The sequence below is a fragment of the Dialister micraerophilus DSM 19965 genome (assembly GCF_000194985.1).
In the GTDB taxonomy this organism is placed as follows: domain Bacteria; phylum Bacillota; class Negativicutes; order Veillonellales; family Dialisteraceae; genus Dialister; species Dialister micraerophilus.
The window spans coordinates 915,751-936,246 of the sequence record NZ_GL878519.1; the positions used below are offsets into that span (position 1 = coordinate 915,751).

At 37.7% G+C, this 20,496-nt stretch carries 17 protein-coding genes; 15 read left to right on the plus strand and 2 right to left on the minus strand.

The window, feature by feature from the left end:
- The 6 genes from HMPREF9083_RS04270 (at nt 1) to HMPREF9083_RS04295 (ending at nt 4,911) form a co-directional block, all read left to right on the plus strand.
- Nucleotides 1–1,041, plus strand: coding sequence for a WYL domain-containing protein (locus HMPREF9083_RS04270; protein ID WP_007556187.1), 1,041 nt, complete (start codon nt 1–3; stop codon nt 1,039–1,041).
- A gap of 1 nt (nt 1,042) precedes the next feature.
- The gene (locus HMPREF9083_RS04275) at nt 1,043–1,771 is read left to right on the plus strand and encodes a hypothetical protein (protein ID WP_155800628.1); all 729 of its coding nucleotides are present in this window, start codon (nt 1,043–1,045) and stop codon (nt 1,769–1,771) included.
- Nucleotides 1,764–2,198, plus strand: coding sequence for a GerW family sporulation protein (locus HMPREF9083_RS04280; RefSeq protein ID WP_007556189.1), 435 nt, complete (start codon nt 1,764–1,766; stop codon nt 2,196–2,198). The genes HMPREF9083_RS04275 and HMPREF9083_RS04280 overlap by 8 nt, the downstream gene beginning before the upstream one ends.
- A gap of 85 nt (nt 2,199–2,283) precedes the next feature.
- Nucleotides 2,284–2,700: an OmpH/Skp family outer membrane protein gene (locus tag HMPREF9083_RS04285; RefSeq protein WP_007556190.1), complete on the plus strand. Its 417-nt coding sequence runs from the start codon at nt 2,284–2,286 to the stop codon at nt 2,698–2,700.
- 161 nt (nt 2,701–2,861) lie between these two features.
- Nucleotides 2,862–3,512 (plus strand): fructose-6-phosphate aldolase, encoded by a 651-nt coding sequence (gene fsa / locus HMPREF9083_RS04290; RefSeq protein WP_007556191.1) that lies wholly within the window; start codon nt 2,862–2,864, stop codon nt 3,510–3,512.
- Nucleotides 3,513–3,564: 52 nt separating this feature from the next.
- The gene (locus HMPREF9083_RS04295; protein ID WP_035062837.1) at nt 3,565–4,911 is read left to right on the plus strand and encodes an MATE family efflux transporter; all 1,347 of its coding nucleotides are present in this window, start codon (nt 3,565–3,567) and stop codon (nt 4,909–4,911) included.
- Between the two features lie 50 nt (nt 4,912–4,961).
- On the opposite strand, the gene potE (HMPREF9083_RS04300) is transcribed toward HMPREF9083_RS04295, so the two are convergent.
- Nucleotides 4,962–6,278 (minus strand): putrescine-ornithine antiporter, encoded by a 1,317-nt coding sequence (gene potE, locus HMPREF9083_RS04300; RefSeq protein WP_007556195.1) that lies wholly within the window; start codon nt 6,276–6,278, stop codon nt 4,962–4,964.
- A gap of 829 nt (nt 6,279–7,107) precedes the next feature.
- Between potE (HMPREF9083_RS04300) and greA the strand changes: the two genes are divergently transcribed.
- From greA to potE (HMPREF9083_RS04340), 8 genes are all read left to right on the plus strand, one after another.
- Complete coding sequence (gene greA / locus HMPREF9083_RS04305) at nt 7,108–7,596, plus strand: transcription elongation factor GreA (protein WP_007556196.1); 489 nt, start codon at nt 7,108–7,110, stop codon at nt 7,594–7,596.
- Between the two features lie 104 nt (nt 7,597–7,700).
- A complete protein-coding gene (lysS, locus tag HMPREF9083_RS04310) occupies nt 7,701–9,203 on the plus strand; it encodes a lysine--tRNA ligase (protein WP_007556197.1) in 1,503 nt (500 codons plus the stop codon).
- A gap of 339 nt (nt 9,204–9,542) precedes the next feature.
- Entirely contained in the window at nt 9,543–11,387 is a 1,845-nt protein-coding gene (locus HMPREF9083_RS04315) for an alkaline phosphatase (RefSeq protein WP_007556198.1), read from the plus strand.
- Complete coding sequence (locus HMPREF9083_RS04320) at nt 11,384–11,830, plus strand: hypothetical protein (RefSeq protein WP_007556199.1); 447 nt, start codon at nt 11,384–11,386, stop codon at nt 11,828–11,830. The genes HMPREF9083_RS04315 and HMPREF9083_RS04320 overlap by 4 nt, the downstream gene beginning before the upstream one ends.
- Before the next feature lie 20 nt (nt 11,831–11,850).
- Nucleotides 11,851–12,516, plus strand: a complete 666-nt coding sequence (locus HMPREF9083_RS04325; RefSeq protein WP_050784963.1) for an ABC transporter ATP-binding protein — start codon at nt 11,851–11,853, stop codon at nt 12,514–12,516.
- Complete coding sequence (locus tag HMPREF9083_RS06165; RefSeq protein ID WP_007556201.1) at nt 12,507–13,685, plus strand: ABC transporter permease; 1,179 nt, start codon at nt 12,507–12,509, stop codon at nt 13,683–13,685. The genes HMPREF9083_RS04325 and HMPREF9083_RS06165 overlap by 10 nt, the downstream gene beginning before the upstream one ends.
- Nucleotides 13,686–14,171: 486 nt before the next feature.
- Nucleotides 14,172–16,355 (plus strand): ornithine decarboxylase, encoded by a 2,184-nt coding sequence (speC, locus tag HMPREF9083_RS04335; protein WP_007556202.1) that lies wholly within the window; start codon nt 14,172–14,174, stop codon nt 16,353–16,355.
- Between the two features lie 81 nt (nt 16,356–16,436).
- A complete protein-coding gene (potE, locus tag HMPREF9083_RS04340; protein WP_007556203.1) occupies nt 16,437–17,747 on the plus strand; it encodes a putrescine-ornithine antiporter in 1,311 nt (436 codons plus the stop codon).
- Between the two features lie 442 nt (nt 17,748–18,189).
- On the opposite strand, the gene HMPREF9083_RS04345 is transcribed toward potE (HMPREF9083_RS04340), so the two are convergent.
- Nucleotides 18,190–19,110, minus strand: a complete 921-nt coding sequence (locus tag HMPREF9083_RS04345) for a LysR family transcriptional regulator (RefSeq protein WP_007556204.1) — start codon at nt 19,108–19,110, stop codon at nt 18,190–18,192.
- A gap of 127 nt (nt 19,111–19,237) precedes the next feature.
- Between HMPREF9083_RS04345 and HMPREF9083_RS04350 the strand changes: the two genes are divergently transcribed.
- A complete protein-coding gene (locus HMPREF9083_RS04350) occupies nt 19,238–19,825 on the plus strand; it encodes a 3'-5' exonuclease (RefSeq protein ID WP_007556205.1) in 588 nt (195 codons plus the stop codon).
- Nucleotides 19,826–20,496: the final 671 nt, after the last annotated feature.

Here is a 20,496-nt window from a genome sequence, read left to right on the forward strand (position 1 = left end):
ATGGAAGCACATGAAAATACCGGTAAATTTGCGATGCTGCATATAGCGGAAATACTTATACACGGCTCCGATGAGCGGCATCCTTTGTCGCAACAAAAAATTTTGGAAATATTGAAAAATAAATGCAATGTAACGGTTAATCGTAAAACTGTAGGTAAAAATCTTACACGAATGAAAGAAACGGGTTGGCCGGTGGAATGTAGGCAAGTGATGCGAACCATGAACGGGAAAAAAGTACCGCTCACATTGGATTGGTATTGGAAACATCATCTGTCACATGATGATTTCAATCGCTTATCTGAAATGCTTTATTTTTCACATAATTCTCCGACACAAATAAAGAAAATTTTGACGAAAATAAAAGAATTTCAGTTCCAAGGTGAAAATGAAGAAAAAGTATTTATAAAAAATATTCCCAACAATAATTACAGTTCAAGCGACTTGTCCAAATCTTTGCAAATTGTATCGGATGCGATAACCGGTAAAAAACGTATTGATTTTTCATACATGATTTATGATATTGACGGAAAATTGAAATCCGATAAAAATGTCGAAGGCAGTGACAAAATTTATTCTGTAAGTCCGTATCTTATAGTTGCGAGTGACGGAAGATACTATCTTTTGGGCAATGAAGACGGTAAAGAAAGTGTAAATTTTTTCACAATGGAACGCATGGCAAATATAAAAATATCTGAATACGATGCAAGAGTTCAGAAAACTGTAAACGCTTTTAAAAACGGAGTGAAGTTAAATGAACTTGTCGGAGTTTATCCTGAAATTTATGTAGGTAATGAAGATGTATGCGTATGTGAAATAGCACCTGAATTTCTGACTGATGTAATTGAAGTTTTCGGAAAATCCGTACATGTAACTGAAGTAACTCCGAATAAAATAAAAATTGAAATAAAAGCATTTGTATCGGCGGTTTACGGTTTGGCAATGAGAAATTCCTCTTTCGTGCGTGTAATTTCTCCTGCCGATTTGGTAAAAAAAATACGTGACGATGTAAAAAATCTTTCACGTATGTATGGAGGAGTGTAGTATGTGGCTCGGCATTGTAGCAATTGCAGTAATCGCCATAATATTACTTATACTTATCCTTCTTTCAATTCCTTTACGTTATAGTATTTTTGCGGATAACGAACATATATGTATAAAAGGAAGTTGGTTATTCGGAATTTTAAGTAAAAAATATGAAATAAATTTTTCGAAATTTATCGAAAGTAATATTGAAAGTAAAGACAAAGAAAAAAACTCGTATGCCGAAAAAGATGAAAAATTTATTGAAGATACGATAAAAAACACTGAAAATGTAGAAAAAAATCTTGAAATGAAGGATAATGAAAGTACGAAGTTTTCCGAAAGAGGTGCAAAAGAGGAAAAAGAAAATGATTCGTTTAAAGAAAAAAGCGAAAAAATTACTTTTATGGATAAGCTTCGTTTTGCGACAAAAAACGGAACGGTGCGTATAGTATTGGAAAGTTTGAAAAAACTTCTCTACATAAGTAAGCCTGATGAGTTGAATGTATCCGGGAAAATAGGATTGGGAGATTCTTCCGATACCGGAATACTTGTCGGAGCAACTTATGCGATTTTTCCTGATTTTGCCGTAGAGATAGATTGGAAATATTTGGAAAAAGTTTTTGAGTTGAAGGCAAATTGCAAAGGTTCCGTAATGCCGATAAAAGCAATTTGGATTATAGGTATAGCTTTCATGTCCAAGCCTGTTCGTGAATTTTTGTCATATACAAGGGGGAAAACCGATGAATGATGAATTGAAGAAAGAATTGTTTAAGGAATTCAAAGATTTGATTACTACTGAAACTGTAGTAGGTGAACCGGTTTACTTGGGTGATACCGTTATAGTTCCTTTTGTAGAAATTTATTTCGGATTCGGCAGCGGTACGTCAAAATCTTCAAACGGCAGTCAAGGATTCGGAGGCGGCGGAAAAGTTGTTCCTACAGCGGTTTTGATTATACATGGAGAAAGAGTGGAAATATTCTCCGTAAAAAATGCTGCACCCGGAAATACCGTAGATCGAATAATCAATTTGGTTCCCGATTTGATTTCAAAATTCAAAAAGAGAAAAGACAAAAAAGACAAAGTGCGTGAAGCGGCATTGGAAGAAGCTCAAAAGGCAATGCGTGAAGAAGCGGAAACAGCTGCACTGGAAGCGAAAACAAATATTAAAGAGTGATTTAAAAATATTGACAGAGTTTAATATTATATAATATAATGTTGTATGTTCAAGCATTTTGTAATGCCTGTAAGGAGGATATTATATGAAGATGAATAAATTGGTAGCCGTTGTGGCAGCCGGTATGATTACGATGGGTGCAGCTGTTTCAGCTTCAGCAGCCGGAGTAGGATATGTAAACGTAGCAGCATTACTTCGCGCACATCCGAAATTTGAAAGAGCTCAACTCGAACTTCAGAGCACTGAACAGAGATTGAGTGCTGATTTAGAAAAGAACGCAAAGAACAAAACACCGCAGCAGCAGCAGCAGTTGCTCGGAGAAGCACAGAGACAATTGGCAGAAAAGCAGCAGTCCGTAATGGCTCCGATTCAGCGTGATATCGTAAATGCGATTAAATCTGTTCGTAAAGAAAAAGGATTGGACATTATTATCGATCAGGCAGCTGTAATTGACGGCGGTGAAGATGTAACTGCAGCAGTAGCACAGAAAGTTGCAAAGTAATTAATGAATAAAATTTAAAAATGCACATCCAGGTGTGCATTTTTTATTTTCTGAAATCATAAAATTTTAAAATAAATAAAAATTTGTTTTTAGTATATACTTTTTAAAATTTGTGTTAATATAGATAGGTGAAAATGAAAAGTAAAGAGAGATGAGACATTATGAAGTTTTTTATCGACACTGCAGATATAAATTTAATACGTTCGGCTGTTGAATTGGGATTTATTTCGGGTGTTACCACAAATCCGTCATTAATTGCAAAAGAAGGTGTAAATTTCCACGAAAGAATAAAAGAAATTTCAGAAATAGTAGACGGACCGATTTCAGCGGAAGTTTTGTCTGATGATGAAGAAGGAATGATGAAAGAAGCGTTGGAGCTTTCGGCAATTCATAAAAATATCGTCATAAAAATACCTATGACCGAAAACGGAATGAAAGTTGTTTCCGCATTGAAGAAAAAAGGTATAAAGACAAACGTTACTTTGGTATTTTCCGCAAATCAGGCATTATTTGCAGCACGTGTAGGAGCATCATATGTAAGTCCGTTTGTAGGACGTATTGAAGACATCGGCTGGGACGGTGTGGAACTTATAAGTAAAATTTCTGAAATTTTCAATTTTCATGATATAGATACGGAAATCATTGCCGCTTCAATCAGAAAGCCTTTACATTTGGAACAATGTGCACTTGCCGGTGCAGATATAGCTACCGTACCGTATAAAGTGCTTATAGATGCGTTGTACCATCCGCTTACGGAAAAAGGGATAAAAAAATTTCAAGAGGATTACAAAAAAATTCGTATTCATGATTGATAATAATGAAATCGTCTCGAACGGGGCGATTTTTTATTTAAGAAAGGTATATATGGAATTCAAACAAGATTTGAGAAAAATTGCGACTACCATGATTCCGGTGCTTATAGCACAACTTTCAATGGTAGGGATGAACTTTATGGACAGCACGATGAGCGGTCATGTAAGTGCGGATGATTTGGCGGGAGTTGCGGTAGGCGCAGGATTGTTCATGCCGGTACTTACATGCTCATTGGGTATTTTATCAGCATCTACACCGATAATTGCACAATTGGTAGGTAAAAAAGAAAATGAAAAAATACCGTATGTGGTAAGAACCGGTATTTTGCTTGGAATAATTATCGCACTTGTATTTGCAACGGCATATTTTATTTTTATAGACAATATAATGAACGCACTTGCGCTTACACCGTCGGTAGAGAAAATTGCACGAATGTACCTTCTTGCAATGGTGGTTGCAGTGTTCTTTCAAGCGCCGCTCATATCGATACGAGCATTAACGGATACCGTTCAAGGTACTGCATTGTCCATGAAACTTTTTTTAACGGCACTTCCGATAAACGGACTTTTGAATTACCTTTTTATCTTCGGTGCGTTCGGTATGGAAGGATACGGAGGAGTAGGAGCCGGAATTGCAACTGCAATTACATACATGCTTGTTCTTGGTATGTTTTTATTTGCAATACGACAAGATCCCGTATTTCAAAGTAAAAAAATATTTTCAGGTTTAAAAACTTACATACGTGATTGGAAAGAGTATTGTGAAATAGGAATACCGAACGGACTTGGAATATTTATGGAAACAAGTCTTTTCGGATTTTTGATAATATTTATGGCGAAATTCGGTACCGTTGCAATCGGTTCGTATCAAGCGGCACTAAATTTTTCAAATTTGATATACACCATACCTTTAAGCTGTTCGATAGCAATGACTATCTTGATAGGAGTTGAAGTGGGTGCAGGAAGATATAAAAAAGCGAAAAAATACGGAAGATGCGGAATTGTACTTACACTTGCAATTGCGGTAATTACACTTATATCGACAATAGCATTTCGAAGTTATATAGCAAGACTGTATTCAAATGAAGCCGAAGTTTTGGAATTGGTTGCACAATTTCTTGTATATTGCGCGTGTTGGCAAATGTTTGATGCCGTAGCTGCTCCGATACAAGGTATATTGAGAGGGTATAAAGATGTAAAAATACCGTTTATTATGATGGTGATTGCATATTGGTGCGTGTGTCTTCCTGTCGGATTGATTATGGATCACGTATTTAATCACGGACCTTTTGCATATTGGCAAGGACTTGTAAGCGGAGTCGGTGCATCTGCAACATTACTAACTGCAAGACTTATATACTTGGAAAGAAAATACGGAAAATTTAAAAGTACAAATTAATATATGAAACAAAAAAGTCGTTCACTCGTCAAATGTGAACGACTTTTAACTTATACATGGGAAATTTTTACGTTGTTGTGAAATCTCTTTTTGATATAAAAAATTATAATGCCTATAATTGCGACAATTACTCCGTCACCGATTATACTCCAACCGCAACCGTAAATTGCATAAATGCTATATACTGCGCCGATAAATGCGGAAAAGTTTGTCAGACCGCGTTTGCTTTTCTCTATACCTTCTATTCTTTGCATCGCAGGAACGGAGGCCATGGAAAGTACATAAGGTATAAGGTTTATAGTTACCGCCAAATTAATCAAAATGTTGAACTGATTAATCAAAGTTGGACTTATAGTCATCAAAGACAAAACCAGCTGAATGATAAGTACGGTAAAGATAGACATATAAGGAGCGCCTCTTGAAGTTACTTTTTGCAAGTAATGCGGGAAATGTCCGAGCGATGCCGAATTACGTACGACTTCGGCAATTGTGAATTGCCAAGCAGTTAAAGAAACGAAACATGAAACTACCAACATGCAAGAAACGATATGACCGGTAGTATTACCCATCATTGCCGCATAAGCAAGTCCGAAAGGAGCATTTGCACCGATAAGTTCCGTATAAGGTACGATACCTCCGATAATTGCAGTAGACAAAGTATACATAATACCTGCAAGCAATGTTCCGGATAAAACTGCGATAGGAACGTTTTTTTCAGGATTTTCAACAGCAGAGGAATTTGCACACGCAGTTTCAAGTCCTAAGAAAGACCAAAGAATAATTGCAATAGAATCTTTCAATGTTACGATAAACGGTAATCCTCTAGGATTCCACGCCTGCATGTAAGTGTCCATACTGAAAGAAGTGAATCCGAACAAAAGTAATCCTATAATAGGAATCATTACACAAATTACACCTATTGAACCGAAACGTCCGGTACCTTTTGACCCCAAAAAACTTATGGAAGCCGAAAGTATAAGAACAACTATAGTAGTCAAACAAGATCCTACAGGCGAAAGATTCCAACCGAACACATAAGAAGCATAACTTACAACACCTATAGAAATAGCTATATTTGCGATAATAAGAGAAATCGTATAAGTGAAATTGGCAAGGAAATTGCCCAATTTACCGAAACCGTACTCCGCATAACCCCCTAAACCGCCGCCTTTTTTGTTGTACATACCGCATTTTGCAAAAGCATAAGCCAAAATAGTAGCTCCCAAAGAAGCCAAAATCCAAGCAAATATTGAAATAGTACCTATTTCGGCAAGCTTGGAGGGCAGCAAAATTATTCCCGAACCCATCATATTGATAGCAGTAACGGTAGTCAGCTGTAAAACACCCATTTTTTTTGCGTTAGCCATAATATCATCCTTCTTTCTTTCCGGTATGCGAAAAGCGAAATAATCAAATAGAGAGTATCGCTAATTCACGTTATTGCTAAAGCAATATAACATATAAAAAAAGTTGATACAATACTTATTTTGAGGAGAAAAATGAATAAAAAATTTTAAATTTTTTTTGAGAACAGAAAATAGAGAATTTGGAAGAAATGGGAAGACAAATTTAAAAGTCAAAAGAATAAAGGCGTTATAAAACGGAATTTTTATGCAATAAAAATTAAAAACATGCGAGAAAAACGGAAAGAATATACAAAAATAAATAAAATCTGAAAAATATTTCAGTGTTAAAAAAACCTTAAATAGCTTTATTCAGCTTAAAACGAGCATAAAAGGCTTAATATTAAAATATAACCGTATGAAAAGTTGAAGAGATATTTTTTTATACAAATATAAAAATTTTTTTATAAGAAAAAATATCCGTTTTGTGCGAAAATAAAGAAAAAGAAGAGAGAAAAGTATTCGTTGTTTGCATATATATGCAAAATATAAAACATTTGAAATCAAAAAAATATTTTCATTTTAATTTTGAGTAAAGTAAAGAAATACGAAGTAAAAACGAAAAAAAGCGATAAATGTAAAGAAAAATGAAAAAATATTTTTCAATGTAAGCGTTCAACGTAAATGAATCATATAAACATGTCGGAAAATGTATTAAAGACCTTATTCATATTAATAAAAACCGGCGGATTTTAATATATTTGTTGACTTTTGAGGCTCTTTTGTTTATACTTAACTACAATATTAACGGTCGATGATTCGAAAGTATTCTTAATGAAAAGGAGAAATTGCTATGGCTGATATGCAACGTACGCTTGTCACCCGTGAAGGGCTTGAAAAAATGCAAAAAGAATTGGACGAGCTTCGCTCCAAAAAACGTGGCGAAGTGGCACAGCGTTTAAAAGAAGCCATTTCAATGGGAGATCTTTCGGAAAACTCCGAATACGATGATGCAAAGAATGAACAGTCTTTCGTTGAAGGTAGAATTTTGGAACTTGAAACGAAGATCAGAACTGCAGTACTTATTTCTCAAAAGAAAAAAGGCGGCAGAGTGGATTTGGCATCAACTGTCACCATACAGGATATGAGTGACGGTTCCGAAGAGACCGTGACCATTGTAGGCAGTACGGAATCCGATCCGTTTGAAGGTAAGATTTCAAACGAATCTCCGGCAGGACGTGCACTTATGGGCTCAAAGTTGGGAGATATCGTGGAAGTTGATGCTCCTACAGGTATTATTAAGTATAAAATAACAGGTATCGACGGTGCGAAAGTCAAATGAGCCTTACGGCTCAGATTAAATTAAACTCGGATATGAAAAAAACACGTTCAACAGAACGTTAGTCACTTGATTAGTTATGTATTGTAAATAAAGGAGTTTTTATTATGTCAAATAACAGAGTTAACGATACCAATGAACAAAGAGAAATTCGAATTGCAAAGTTAGATCAGATTCGTGCATTAGGATATGACCCCTTCGGTCAGAAGTTTGCATTCACGCATCGTGCTGCAGACGTTTTGGAAAATGCTCAGGCATTGGAAGAATCCGGTGAACATGTAAGACTTGCCGGACGTTTGATGCTTATTCGTGACCACGGTAAGACTGCATTTGCAGTACTTCGTGATGACAGAAGCGACATTCAGCTTTACTTCCGTAAGGATGAACTTACAGAAAATGAATGGGCATTGTACAAGCTCTTGGATATGGGAGATATTATCGGAGTTGAAGGTACGGTATTCAAGACACATACCGGAGAAACTACGATTCGTGTTTCCACATACACAATTTTAACTAAGACATTACGTCCGATGCCTGAAAAGTGGCATGGACTTACAGATAAGGAACAGCGTTATCGTATGAGATACGTAGACTTGATTTGCAACCCGCAAGTTAAGGATACATTTATCAAGAGAACGAAGATGCTCAATGCTATTCGTAAGTGGTACACCGATCACGGATTCTTGGAAGTTGAAACACCGGTATTGCAGCCGTTGTACGGCGGTGCAAATGCTCGTCCGTTCGTTACACATTTGAACGCTATGGACATGACAATGTACTTACGTATTGCACCGGAACTTTACTTGAAGAGATTGGTTGTCGGCGGTATCGACAGAGTGTTTGAAATTACACGTAACTTCCGTAATGAAGGTATGGATGCAAAGCACAATCCTGAATTTACAGCTATGGAATCATACCAGGCATACGGTGATATCGAAGATGCAATTCATCAGACGGAAGAAATTGTTGCGGAATGTGCAAGAATTTGCTACGGTTCTACAAAGTTCGTATACGAAGGTGTTGAATTGGATGTAACTCCTCCGTGGCCGCGTCTTACAATGTCGGAAGCTGTAAAGAAGTACACAGGCGAAGATTTCGACGCTGCAAAGACATTGGAAGAAGCACGTGCAATTGCAGATCGTTTGAATGTAGAATACGGTGAATACGAAGGTCCGGGTAAGATTTTGGCAGATGTATTCGATGAATACGTTGAAGACAAGCTCGTACAGCCGATTCATATTACACGTCATCCGATTGAAGTTTCACCGTTGTCCAAGCTCAGTGCGGACGACCACAGATTCACAGACAGATTTGAATCTTACATCTTTACACGTGAACTTGCAAACGGATTCTCGGAAATTAACGACCCGATTGATCAGCGTAAGCGTTTCGAAATTCAGCTTGCAGACCGTGACGATGACGAAGCACATCCGATGGATGAAGACTTTATCAGATCTTTGGAATACGGTATGCCTCCGACAGGCGGATTGGGTATCGGATTGGATCGTCTCTTTATGCTTATGACAGGATCACACAGCATTCGTGACGTAATATTCTTCCCGACAATGAAGCCGGAAGGTTACGGTGAAGACGAAGAAACTGAAAAATAAGAATAATAAGAGTAACCGATACGATATCGGTTACTCTTTTTGATTGCAGAATAGGAGTAAGGGAAACCTTACTCTTTTTTGTTTGTGTGAAAATATAATAATCGTGAAATGAATTTTCTGAATTTGATTTTTGCAATTGTGTAAAAAGATGAAACTAAAACTTTTTTTATATGTATGAATTACATAAATTTATTTTTGAAATTTATACGGATTTTACAATAGAGCATTTCTTTTTGAATAATTTTAATTTAATTTTCAAATTTTATACATGCATTTGATTGGATTTTGATAAACGGTTTGTATATTGAATAAAGAGAGTTATTTTTAGGAGGATGCGATATGAGAAAAACTCAGAAAAAACTTCTTTTGTGCGGTATATTGGCTTGTATGTCCGCTTTGGGAAATGTAGCGGGAATATCCGCTGCGGACATAAGAATTTTACCGATAGACACGGCGAAGTTCTGGGCGGGCGCCCGCTTCGACTTTGACGTGGAAGTGGCGACGGAAAAACCGTTGGGAGATGTAAAAATAGAAATTAACGGCATTTCAGCGGATAAATTTTTCGAAAAACCGCTTGTAAAAAAAGATTTGGGAAACGGAGTTACTTCTTTCAGAGTAAACGACGTAACTTTCAAGAAACCGGGTAAAGCCGTTGTAACCGTGAAGGCGGATGAAAACGGAAAAACATACACTGCAAACGCGGATTATTCCGTAGTTTCCGAAAAAGCGAACAAGAAAGCGAAAAACGTAATTCTCTTCATAGGTGACGGCATGTCGCTTCAGGCAAGACAAATTGCAAGAATTATTTCAAAAGGAATGACGAACGGAAAGTACAATGATTATCTTGCAATGGAAAAACTTGAAAACAACGCCGTTATTACGACAAGCGGCTACGATTCGCTCGTTACCGACTCGGCAAACTCGGCATCCGCTTATGCCACCGGACATAAATCCGTGGTAAATGCAATGGGCGTATATGAAAACTCCACCGAAGATCCTTTTGACGACCCGAAAGTTGAAAACATAGCGGAAATTTTGAAAAGAACAAGAGGTATGTCAATCGGTCTTGTAACGACGGCGGAATCAACCGACGCGACCCCGGCCGCAATGGTAGGACATACAAGAAGACGTGCAAATCAGGATTATCTTGCAAAAGACTACTTGGAAGACTATCATCGTCCCGATGTAATTTTGGGCGGCGGCTCTCGCAGATACATTCCGAAAGATCTTCCGGGTTCGAAACGTAAAGACAATATAGATGTAATTGAAGAATTCAAGAAGAAAGGTTACACTTTCGCTTCCGACAAAGAGGAACTTTTGAACGCATCGGGAGATAAACCGCTATTGGGACTCTTCCATACATCTACAATGAACGTTTATATCGACAGAGAAATGTTTAAAAATCCGAAAGTTTTGAAAAATTTCCCAAATCAGCCCAACTTAATAGACATGACGAAGAAAACATTGGAAATTTTATCCAAAAACGAAAACGGTTTCTTCGCGATGATAGAAGGCGCTTCCATCGACAAACAATTACACGATATGGACTGGCACAGAGCTACATATGACACAATCGAATTCGACAAAGCGATAGAATATGCGCGCGACTGGAGTTTGAAACGCGGCGACGATACGTTGATTATCGTGCTTGCGGACCATGCTCACGGTATTTCCATAAGCGGTACATACCATGAAAAAGACGGCAAGAAAGGCGCCGAAGCGGTACGTATTTATGCAGATTCCATATTACCGACATTCAAGGATTTGGACGGCGACGGATTCCCTGAAAATCCCGATCCGGACGTAACTTTGGCGGTACAATACGCAAACCACCCGAGTTACTACGAAAACTATCACTTCATGGAAGTTCCTACACCTCCGGCGCTTGCAATAAATGAAACCGTGAAAGAAGCGGTACGTACAGGAGATAAAGTAGAATACAAAGAAGTATTGCAGGCAAGTTCGAAAGCAAATCCGGCACGCATTCCCTTAGGCGGAAAACCGGAGCTTGTACCGGCAAACATTCCGAAATCAGATCCTCAGGAAGTGCACTCCGCGGACGACATTCTTCTCAATGCGGGTGGTCCGGGATCCGAATACTTCAAGGGTATGATGGACAACACGGAAGTATTCTTCGGAATTCTCCGCGCGCTCGGAATAGATGCGAATAAAAACTTAAAATGACAAAATTTCAAAAAAATATAATTTTACTTTTGCTGACGATACTGTTGCTTCTATGTTTTAAATTCTCGGCATCCGCGACCGAACTAGAATTCGATGAAATGTATGCGGGATGGTCATCTGGCGCATTAATCTATTCGCAAAAACTCGAAAGTCTGGAAGGGCGTGAAGTCACCGTTACGGGGTACATGGCTCCGCCGCTTACACCGACAATTCGATTTTTCGTACTGACGGAAGTGCCCATGGCAATCTGTCCCTTTTGCAGCAGCGACGCTGATTGGCCGGACAATATTATCGTAGTTAAAGTACAGAATTCGATTACCGCACTTCCCTATGACGTACCGATTTCCGTAACCGGAACTTTGGAAATAGGAAGTGAAATAGATTATGAAACCGGATTCGTCAGTCAACTCAGGATAAGAGCATACGATATTTCTACATATTGATGAAAGGAAAGGAGAAACTCTTGATTGAAGTAAGTAATTTGACTCGTACATTCTCCGATTCTTCGGGATATGTGGTAAAAGCCTTGTTGGTTAAAGAGTTCAAGCTGGAAAAAGGAGAAAAAACGGCACTCATAGGACCGTCGGGAAGTGGAAAAACAACTTTTTTGCACTGTCTTTCCGCTCTCCTTTCTCCGACATCCGGAATTATTCTCATCGACGGACGAAGCGTAGAAACGATGACAAGCAAAGAAAAAGAAAAATGGCGCGCGACATTCGTAGGATATATATTTCAAAAAGCACTTCTGATTCCGTATCTAAACGTTTATGAAAATATTTCTCTTTCTGCGGAGATGGCGGGAAAAAAGAAAACGAAAAAAGAAATAGAAAATTGGCTTGAGAAAGTAGGACTTGAAGGTTACGGAAAAAGAAAACCCTCCGGACTTTCCGGAGGAGAACAGCAACGAGTTTCATTCATTCGCGCAATTATTAAAGAGCCGAAACTTATTCTTGCGGACGAACCCACCGCATCGCTTGATATGGAAAACGGTCGCATTCTTATGAAACTGCTTCTCGATTATCAAAAAGAAAGTGAATGCATGCTCATATGTGCGACTCACGATCGACAAGTGCAAAAATATTTTTCTCGTAAATTTGTTTTGGAAAGAGAGCGTGTACCATGTACCTGAAATTGGCATTCCTTTCTCTTTGGCGCCGCGCATTGAAACATTGCATAATACTTTTCTTCATTGCTGCGGTCACGGCTCTCCCCGTTTTTCTTTTACAAATGACAGGCGGTTTGTATCGCGGAATTAATCGTGCGGTCGAACCGTTTCCCATTATAGCCGGATCGAAAGGTTCGGCTTATCAGCTTGTATTGAGTACGGTGTTTTTAAAAGACAGACCTTTAGGAAACATTTCTTATAAAACCGTTGAAGATATAAGAAAAAGCGGAAAAGCTCATGCGGTTTATCCTTTGGCGTTCGGCGACAACTATCGCGGATTTCCTATCGTAGGCGTAGAAAAAGAAATTTTTCAATACAAACCCGATTTGCAAAAAGCACCGTGGCTTACAATTGAAAACGGAAAAATTTTCTCCGAAAAAAGAGAAGTCGTTTTGGGAAGTGAAGCCGCACGTCTTTCCGGTCTTAAAATCGGAGATACTTTCGCATCGATACACGGAATTGCGAAAAAAGGCAAAAAACATGCCGGTGAAAATAAAGTGGCCGGGATACTGGCTCCCCTCGGAGGTCCTTACGACACTGCAATTTTTACCGATATACGCGATGTGTGGGAAGTTCATCATTTGCCAGCATGGATGGAAAAAGGTGAAGTCACCGCGCTTCTGATTCGTCCCGAAGGTTACAAAGAAGCGATGCAACTTTTAGCCGAATATCAAAATAATAAAGAAGTACAACTTGTATTTCCTTCTCAACCGGTTATTTCTTTGTACCATACAATAGGACAAAGCAAGGAGTTTTGGGAAATTCTGATTGCATTTCTTATAACGTTTTGCATTCTTATTACACTTTCGGTAATGTACTTAAACGGTAAAAACAGAGTGCACGAATTTGCTCTCTTGAAAGCTTTGGGTGCCGGAAACGAAGGCATCGTGAAAATTGTTATCGGAGAACAGGCGATTCTTCTTTTCGTCGGATCGGTTCTAGGTTGGCTCGGTGCATGGGCGGCGACTTTGCTTGTTGCTCATATGATTTCAAATGAAGCGGCGATTGTTATGGACACGTCTCCGCTTTGGCAGGGAATGCTTGTAATTCCGATTATGACAATTTGCGGAACTTTGGCAAGTTTCGTTCCCGCATTTTTTATCAAAAACAAAGAACTGTCTTCTTATTTGTAAAGAGGCTGTTTTGTAAATTCAATATTAAAAAGCTCGCATCGCATATGAATTTATCGTGAAAAGAAGAGTGCATAAAAATAATAAAATAAAGTATACCGTATGAATTAAAATTGAGAATAACTATAACTCTTAAGTTATGTAAAGAAACAATTTCAACCGATATTTATTAAAACAAGATTATCAAAAATGTAAGTAACGGCACTGTCGGAGGGAGAAAAGGATGTTTTTTAAAATTTGCAATGCATAGAATGTTATTGCGATGATTAAATCATAATGAATTTCTATTGATTATATTTATACACCGTTTGTATTGTCTTTATTGTAATAAAAATAAAAGATGATTAAAAAGCAATATTTAAAAGTATTAGTCAGGGGGTGATGATTTATGATATTTTAAGTACAGATGAGGTTTTCAGAAAACTCTTAAGAAAGTCTTATCTGTTTTATGCGCATAAAATATGGTGTTTTATTTCAAGGAGGAGTACGATGAAAAAATTGAAATTGTCCTACTCGGATAAAGCTCGCGAATTGTTTGAAATTAGAACAGCACGTGAAATCGTTGATTTAGCTAAAACCGACTTTTTGGACATTGCAACAATTATCATCACAGCTGATGATGAAGCTTTGTTGAAACCGGCAGTTGCAGAATTTAAGATTCCGGTATTCTTGATTGCAGAAGAAGGAAAACCAATTTCTGATGAATTATTGTCAAAAGTTTTCCGCGTAATTGACTTGGATAAATCCGGAGTTCAGTTCTACAACGACCAGATTGAAAATGCGGCTACAACATATGAAAACAAACTCTTGCCGCCATTCTTCAAAGCATTGGTGGACTTCGTTGAAGCAGGTTTCGGTAACTATGCTACACCGGGTCACCACGGTGGACAATATTTCTGTAAGCATCCGTCAGGAAAAGCTTTCGTTGATTTCTTTGGGGAAAACCTTTTCAGAGCAGACTTAAGCTCCTCTGACGTTCAGATGGGTGACCTCTTGATTCACGAAGGTGCTCCATGTGATGCTGAACAGTATGCAGCCAGCGTATTTAAAGCTGACAAGACTTACTTCGTATTAAATGGTACTTCAGGCTCCAACAAGGTTGTATTGAATGCAGCTATCGCTCCAGGCGACATCGTTCTTTACGACAGAAACAACCATAAATCAATTTCTCAGGGGGCTTTGGTACAGGCAGGCGCTATTCCGGTATTCTTGGAAGACGCTCGTAACCCGTACGGCTCCATCGGTGGTATCAAGAGTCACTGCTTCGAAGAAGACTACATTCGTAAGCTCATTGCCGAAAAAGATCCGGTAAAAGCTAAGGAAGAACGTCCGATTCGTATCGCAGTTATTCAGCTCGGAACATATGACGGATGTATCTACAACGCTCGTCAGGTAGTAGATCGTATCGGTCACCTCTGTGACTACATCCTCTTCGACTCTGCTTGGGTAGGATATGAACAGTTCATTCCGATGATGAAAGACTGCAGCCCGATGCTCTTGGAACTCGGCCCGAATGACCCTGGTATTTTCGTAACTCAGTCCGTTCACAAACAGTTGGCAGGTATTTCAATGGCATCTCAGATCCACAAGAAAGACCGTCACATTAAGGGACAGGACCGTTACATTCCGCACAAACGTGTAAACAACGCATTCATGCTTCACGCATCCACATCACCGTGCTACCCGATCTTCGCATCCTTGGACGTAAACGCTAAGATGCACGAAGGCAAAGCCGGAATTCGTATGTGGGTAGATACAGTTAAGAACGCAATTGAAGCTCGTAAGGCTGTATTGCGTAACTGCAAGTACGTTCGTCCGTTACTCCCGAAAGAAGTATATGGCAAGAAATGGGAAGACGGCGACACCGAAAAGATGGCAAACGACTTGGAATACTGGAAACTTACACCGGGTGCTAAATGGCACGGATTCAAAGGCTACGGCCAAGATCAGTACTTTGTAGACCCGATGAAACTTCAGTTCTTGACAGCAGGTATCAACATCGAAACAGGCGAATATGAAGAAAACGGTGTACCGGCTAACGTTATAGCCAACTACCTCCGTGAAAACGGAATTATTCCGGAAAAGACGGACTTGAACGCAGTTCTCTTCGTTCTTACACCGGCTGAAACCAAGTCCAAGATGGATGACTTGATTGCTAAGCTCGTTCGTTTCGAACAGTTGTACGAAGCAGATGCTCCGATGGAAGAATTACTTCCGAACATCTATGCAGCAAACAAGGATGTTTACAAAGGATTCACAATTAAGATGCTCTGCCAGAAGATGCACAACTTCTACAAAGACAGAAAAGTTAACGTTCTTCAGGAACGTCTCTTCCACGCAGACTACTTACCTGAATGGGCAATGACAGCTCAGCAGGCAAACTTCGAATTCGTAGCTAACCACGGCGAATTGATTCCGTTGGATCAGGCTCAAGGCAGAATCGCATTGGAAGGTGCGCTCCCGTACCCGCCAGGAATTCTGACAATTCATCCAGGTGAAAGATGGTCTGAAACATGTGTTAACTACTTCCTTGCATTGCAAGAAGGTATTAACTTGTTACCGGGCTTCACACCTGAAATTCAGGGTGTATACCTCGAAACTGAACCGGACGGAAGCAAGAGAGCTTACGGCTACGTTTTGAAGAAAGAATATGACCCGAAATTCCAGAAATAATCTGAATTTTAAGTGTTAAAATATCTGATGATCCGGCCGAAAAGGCCGGATCGGAAGATATATATAAGGAGATTTTATATCATGGCAGAAGCTAAAAAGATGAACGTTGTACAGTTAACGATTATCACTGCTGTTAATATGATGGGTTCAGGTATTATCATGCTCCCGTCCAAGTTGGCACAGGTAGGTGGATTGTCAATTGTATCTTGGTTGGTTACAGCAGTAGGTTCCACATTATTGGCTTACGCATTCGCAAAATGCGGTATGTACAGTAAGAAAGCCGGCGGTATGGGTGGATATGCTGAATATTCATTCGGAAAATCCGGTAACTTTATGTGTGGTTTCACATATGGTATTTCATTAGTTATTGCAAACATTGCTATCGCTATATCCGCGGTTGGTTATGGCTCTACATTCTTAAATATTACATTAGACCCGATTAGCACATGTATAGCAACAATTGCAGTACTTTGGATTACAACACTTGCAAACTTTGGTGGTGCAAGCATTACAGGTCGTATCGGCTCAGTAACAATTTGGGGCGTTATCGGACCGATTTTCGCTATATCTATCTGTGGATGGTTCTTCTTCTCCGGAGATCAGTACGCAGCTAACTGGAACTACAACAACTTGCCGCTCGGAGAAGCAGCAGTTAACGCTATTACAATGACACTCTGGTCCTTCTTGGGATTGGAATCTGCATGTGCAAACGCAGATGCAGTAGAAAACCCGGAAAAGGCAGTTCCGATGGCAGTTCTTATCGGTACAATGGGTTGTGCAGTTGTATACATCGTTTCAACAAACGTTATGTTCGGTATGCTTCCGGCAACAGAACTCGTTAAGAGTAACGCTCCCTTCGGATTGGCATTTGCTACAATGTGGGGCGGAGTTGCAGGTAAGACAGTAATGGGATTGATGACATTAGCATGTATCGGTTCCTTACTCGGCTGGCAGTTCACAGTTGCAAACGTTTTCAAGGGATCTGCAGATGTAGGATACTTCCCGAAGGTATTTACAGAAGTTACTTCCGCAGGTGCGCCGATTAAGGGTATGATTATCCTCGGTATCGTTCAGACACTTTTGGCTTTGATGACAATCAGCCCGAGCTTGAATGAACAGTTCGAACAGTTGACAAACTTGGCAGTTATTACCAACTTGGTTCCGTACATCATGTCTATGGCGGCAGTATACGTAATCATGAAGACAGCCGGCAAGAGTGGAACAAGCGAAATGAGCAAGTCCATGGTTGCAGCAGTTCTCGGTGTAATCTACAGCTTGTACGCTTGCTACGCATCCGGATTCGAAGCTATGACATACGGTGCATTGGTTACCTTCTTAGGCTGGCCATTCTACGGATTCATTGCAGACAGATTCGAAATGAAAAAAGACTAACAGTCTATGCAAGAAAATTAAAGACCATCAGAAATGATGGTCTTTTTTTATTTATACGAATATTTCTTATTATTGTGATTATTGAGATTTTCTTTGTAAATGCCGGAGTAAATCAATTAACGAATATGATTAATTCAAGCATTTATAAATGATGAGAAATTTCTATAAGGATTCATTTTGGTTTTAATATTTCAAAATTTATTTTGTAATTGATATGGTATATTATTTATTTATTTCAGTAAATAAGAGAATATGGTTGTATAATTCCGATGTTGTTTTTATGTTTTATGCTTATATAAGGTTATTTCAGGTGTATAAATTTTAATAACTGTAGGGTGCTTAGTAAATTTCATCTATTTTTTGCAAGGTGAAACTAAAGCGGTTGTGATTTTTTTATAAAAAAATTGAGTAAGAAAATGTATTCTTACTCTTGATATATCTGTTAATCATTTTTATTACTTATTATAAGGTTACCGTGTGCGTATTCAGGGAAGTTGTTGCAAATATAATTTTTCAGGAGCGATGCTGAATCGGATATATTGTCGGAGTTTTTCCATTTCAGCATTATATCTCTTGTGCAAACGGGATCGGATATTGGAATGAGAGTTATTTCGGAGTTGCAGAATCGACTCCATGTAATTTTGGGTATGAGTGCGATTCCAAGTCCTACACGTATAAATTCACTGATTGTTTCCGGACTGTCGCTTTCGATTGCAATTTGAGGGTTAAATCCTACTTTTTTACAATAGTAATTTACAATTTCTCTTAGAGCTTGATTCGGATAGGAACAAATAAATTTATGTTCTTTGAAGTCTTTTAATTTTGCTTCTTTCATTGTTGCAAGAGAACTGCTGCTTGGTACTGCGAGTAATAACGGTTCGGTAAACAGTGAAATTGTATTTTTTTCTTTCTTAGGATTTATTGCCGAATAAATTTCAAGATCTACTATATCCTTACTATGGTCGCTGATTGAAGTTTCTGAAACAGAATAAATTTTTATGTTAATTTCAGGATATTGTATTTTAAACTGTGATAAAAATTCAGGTAAAAGTTTGGAGGCGGAACGTATTGAAAGTGATACGGTTTTTTGTGAATGTTTTTCAATCATCATTATTTCTTTTTGAAAAACTGAAATTTCATTAAGTATCGTATTGGCGTGTGATAAAAATTTTTCTCCGTAAGGTGTAAGCAGCATTTCATAACCGTTATACATTAAAAGCGGAACCTTTAATTCTTTTTCCAAATTTTTTATAGTTCTGCTCAGTGAAGATTGCGCAATATTTAATTCTTTTGCAGCTTTAGTAATATTTTTATGTTTAACTATTTTTTTAAAATAAATAAGTGTAGTAAAATTTAATTTCATGAAAGCCCTCTCTTTAACTCTGAAGTTTCTTATATAAGTTTACCACATATTACAATATAAAAACTATAATATATGTTTAGTTACTATGTGATAAAATATTATTATAGATATAAAAAAGGGGTACTATATGAAATATACGGCTATTGATTTTGAAACTGCATTTTGGGGAAAAGGGAATGCGTGTTCGTTGGGTATTGTAATAAGTGACGGAAGTAAATTGACAGATGAATGGTACGATCTTATACGTCCTGTGCATTTAAATTTTGATGAAGAATGTATACGTGTGAACGGAATTCATCCGGAAGATGTAAAGGATAAACCGGAATTTCCGTATTATTGGAATAAAATTTCCGGTCTTTTAAACGGTACGGTTGCTTTTGCACATAATGCGCCTTTTGATTTCGGTGTACTTGCAAATACTATAGATCGCTACGAGTTGCCGGATATAAATTTTTATTGGGGCGATACTGTGGAAATTTCACGTATTTTGTGGAAAAAATTGCCTAATCATAAATTAAATACCGTTGCAGAGTTTTTGAATTTTGAATTCAATCATCATCAGGCTTTGGATGATGCACGTGCATGTGAATGGATTGTACGTCATGCCTTACTTGAAACCAATTCTTCAAATCCTTCTGAGATGATGGAAAAGATAGGTTTGAAATTGAAACCTTTTGAAATAAAGCGTACAAGAAAGCAGTCATCATTATTTTGAATGTCAGGGTTATAAAAAATAATTATATGTGTTTTTTGCGACTTTTCTAAAAAAGTCGCTTTTGTATTTATATACAGATGTCTATATAATCACACATTGAAATATAATTTAATAATAATTTGATTAAGGGAAATATAAATATTTTAATCGGCAAGTATTTCATAAAAAACAAATATTTCAAGTGCTTTTGCTAAAATTAAATCTTAACGTATTGATATATATAGTGTTATAATTTTGTTAAATTAATAACAAAAAGGTGAGAAACAGATAGATAAAATGGAATTAATTTTAATATTAAAGCCTGCTTTCTTTTATTGTTTTAAATTTGCAAATTCAGTTTTTAATTGAATAAAAATTTCGGCATAGCGATATTGTCGGTGTTTATTTTTTATGTTGATGTAGAGTATCGGTTTTTGAATTAAAAAATATAAAAACTTTAACAGTTTTACTTTTATGTAAGATTATTCATAGAATGAAAAAGTTATCAATTTTTTTAAATACCTATTTTGTTATGCTAAAGATATGATAACTAAATAGAATACATATTCAGTATTAGTAAAAGCAGTAAATATTGATTATCATGATTATGGATAAAGCAATAATTATTTGCTTTAGACGTAGTGGAACGGTAGCGCGCGCAAATTACTGTAAAACTAAACCTTTATTGATGA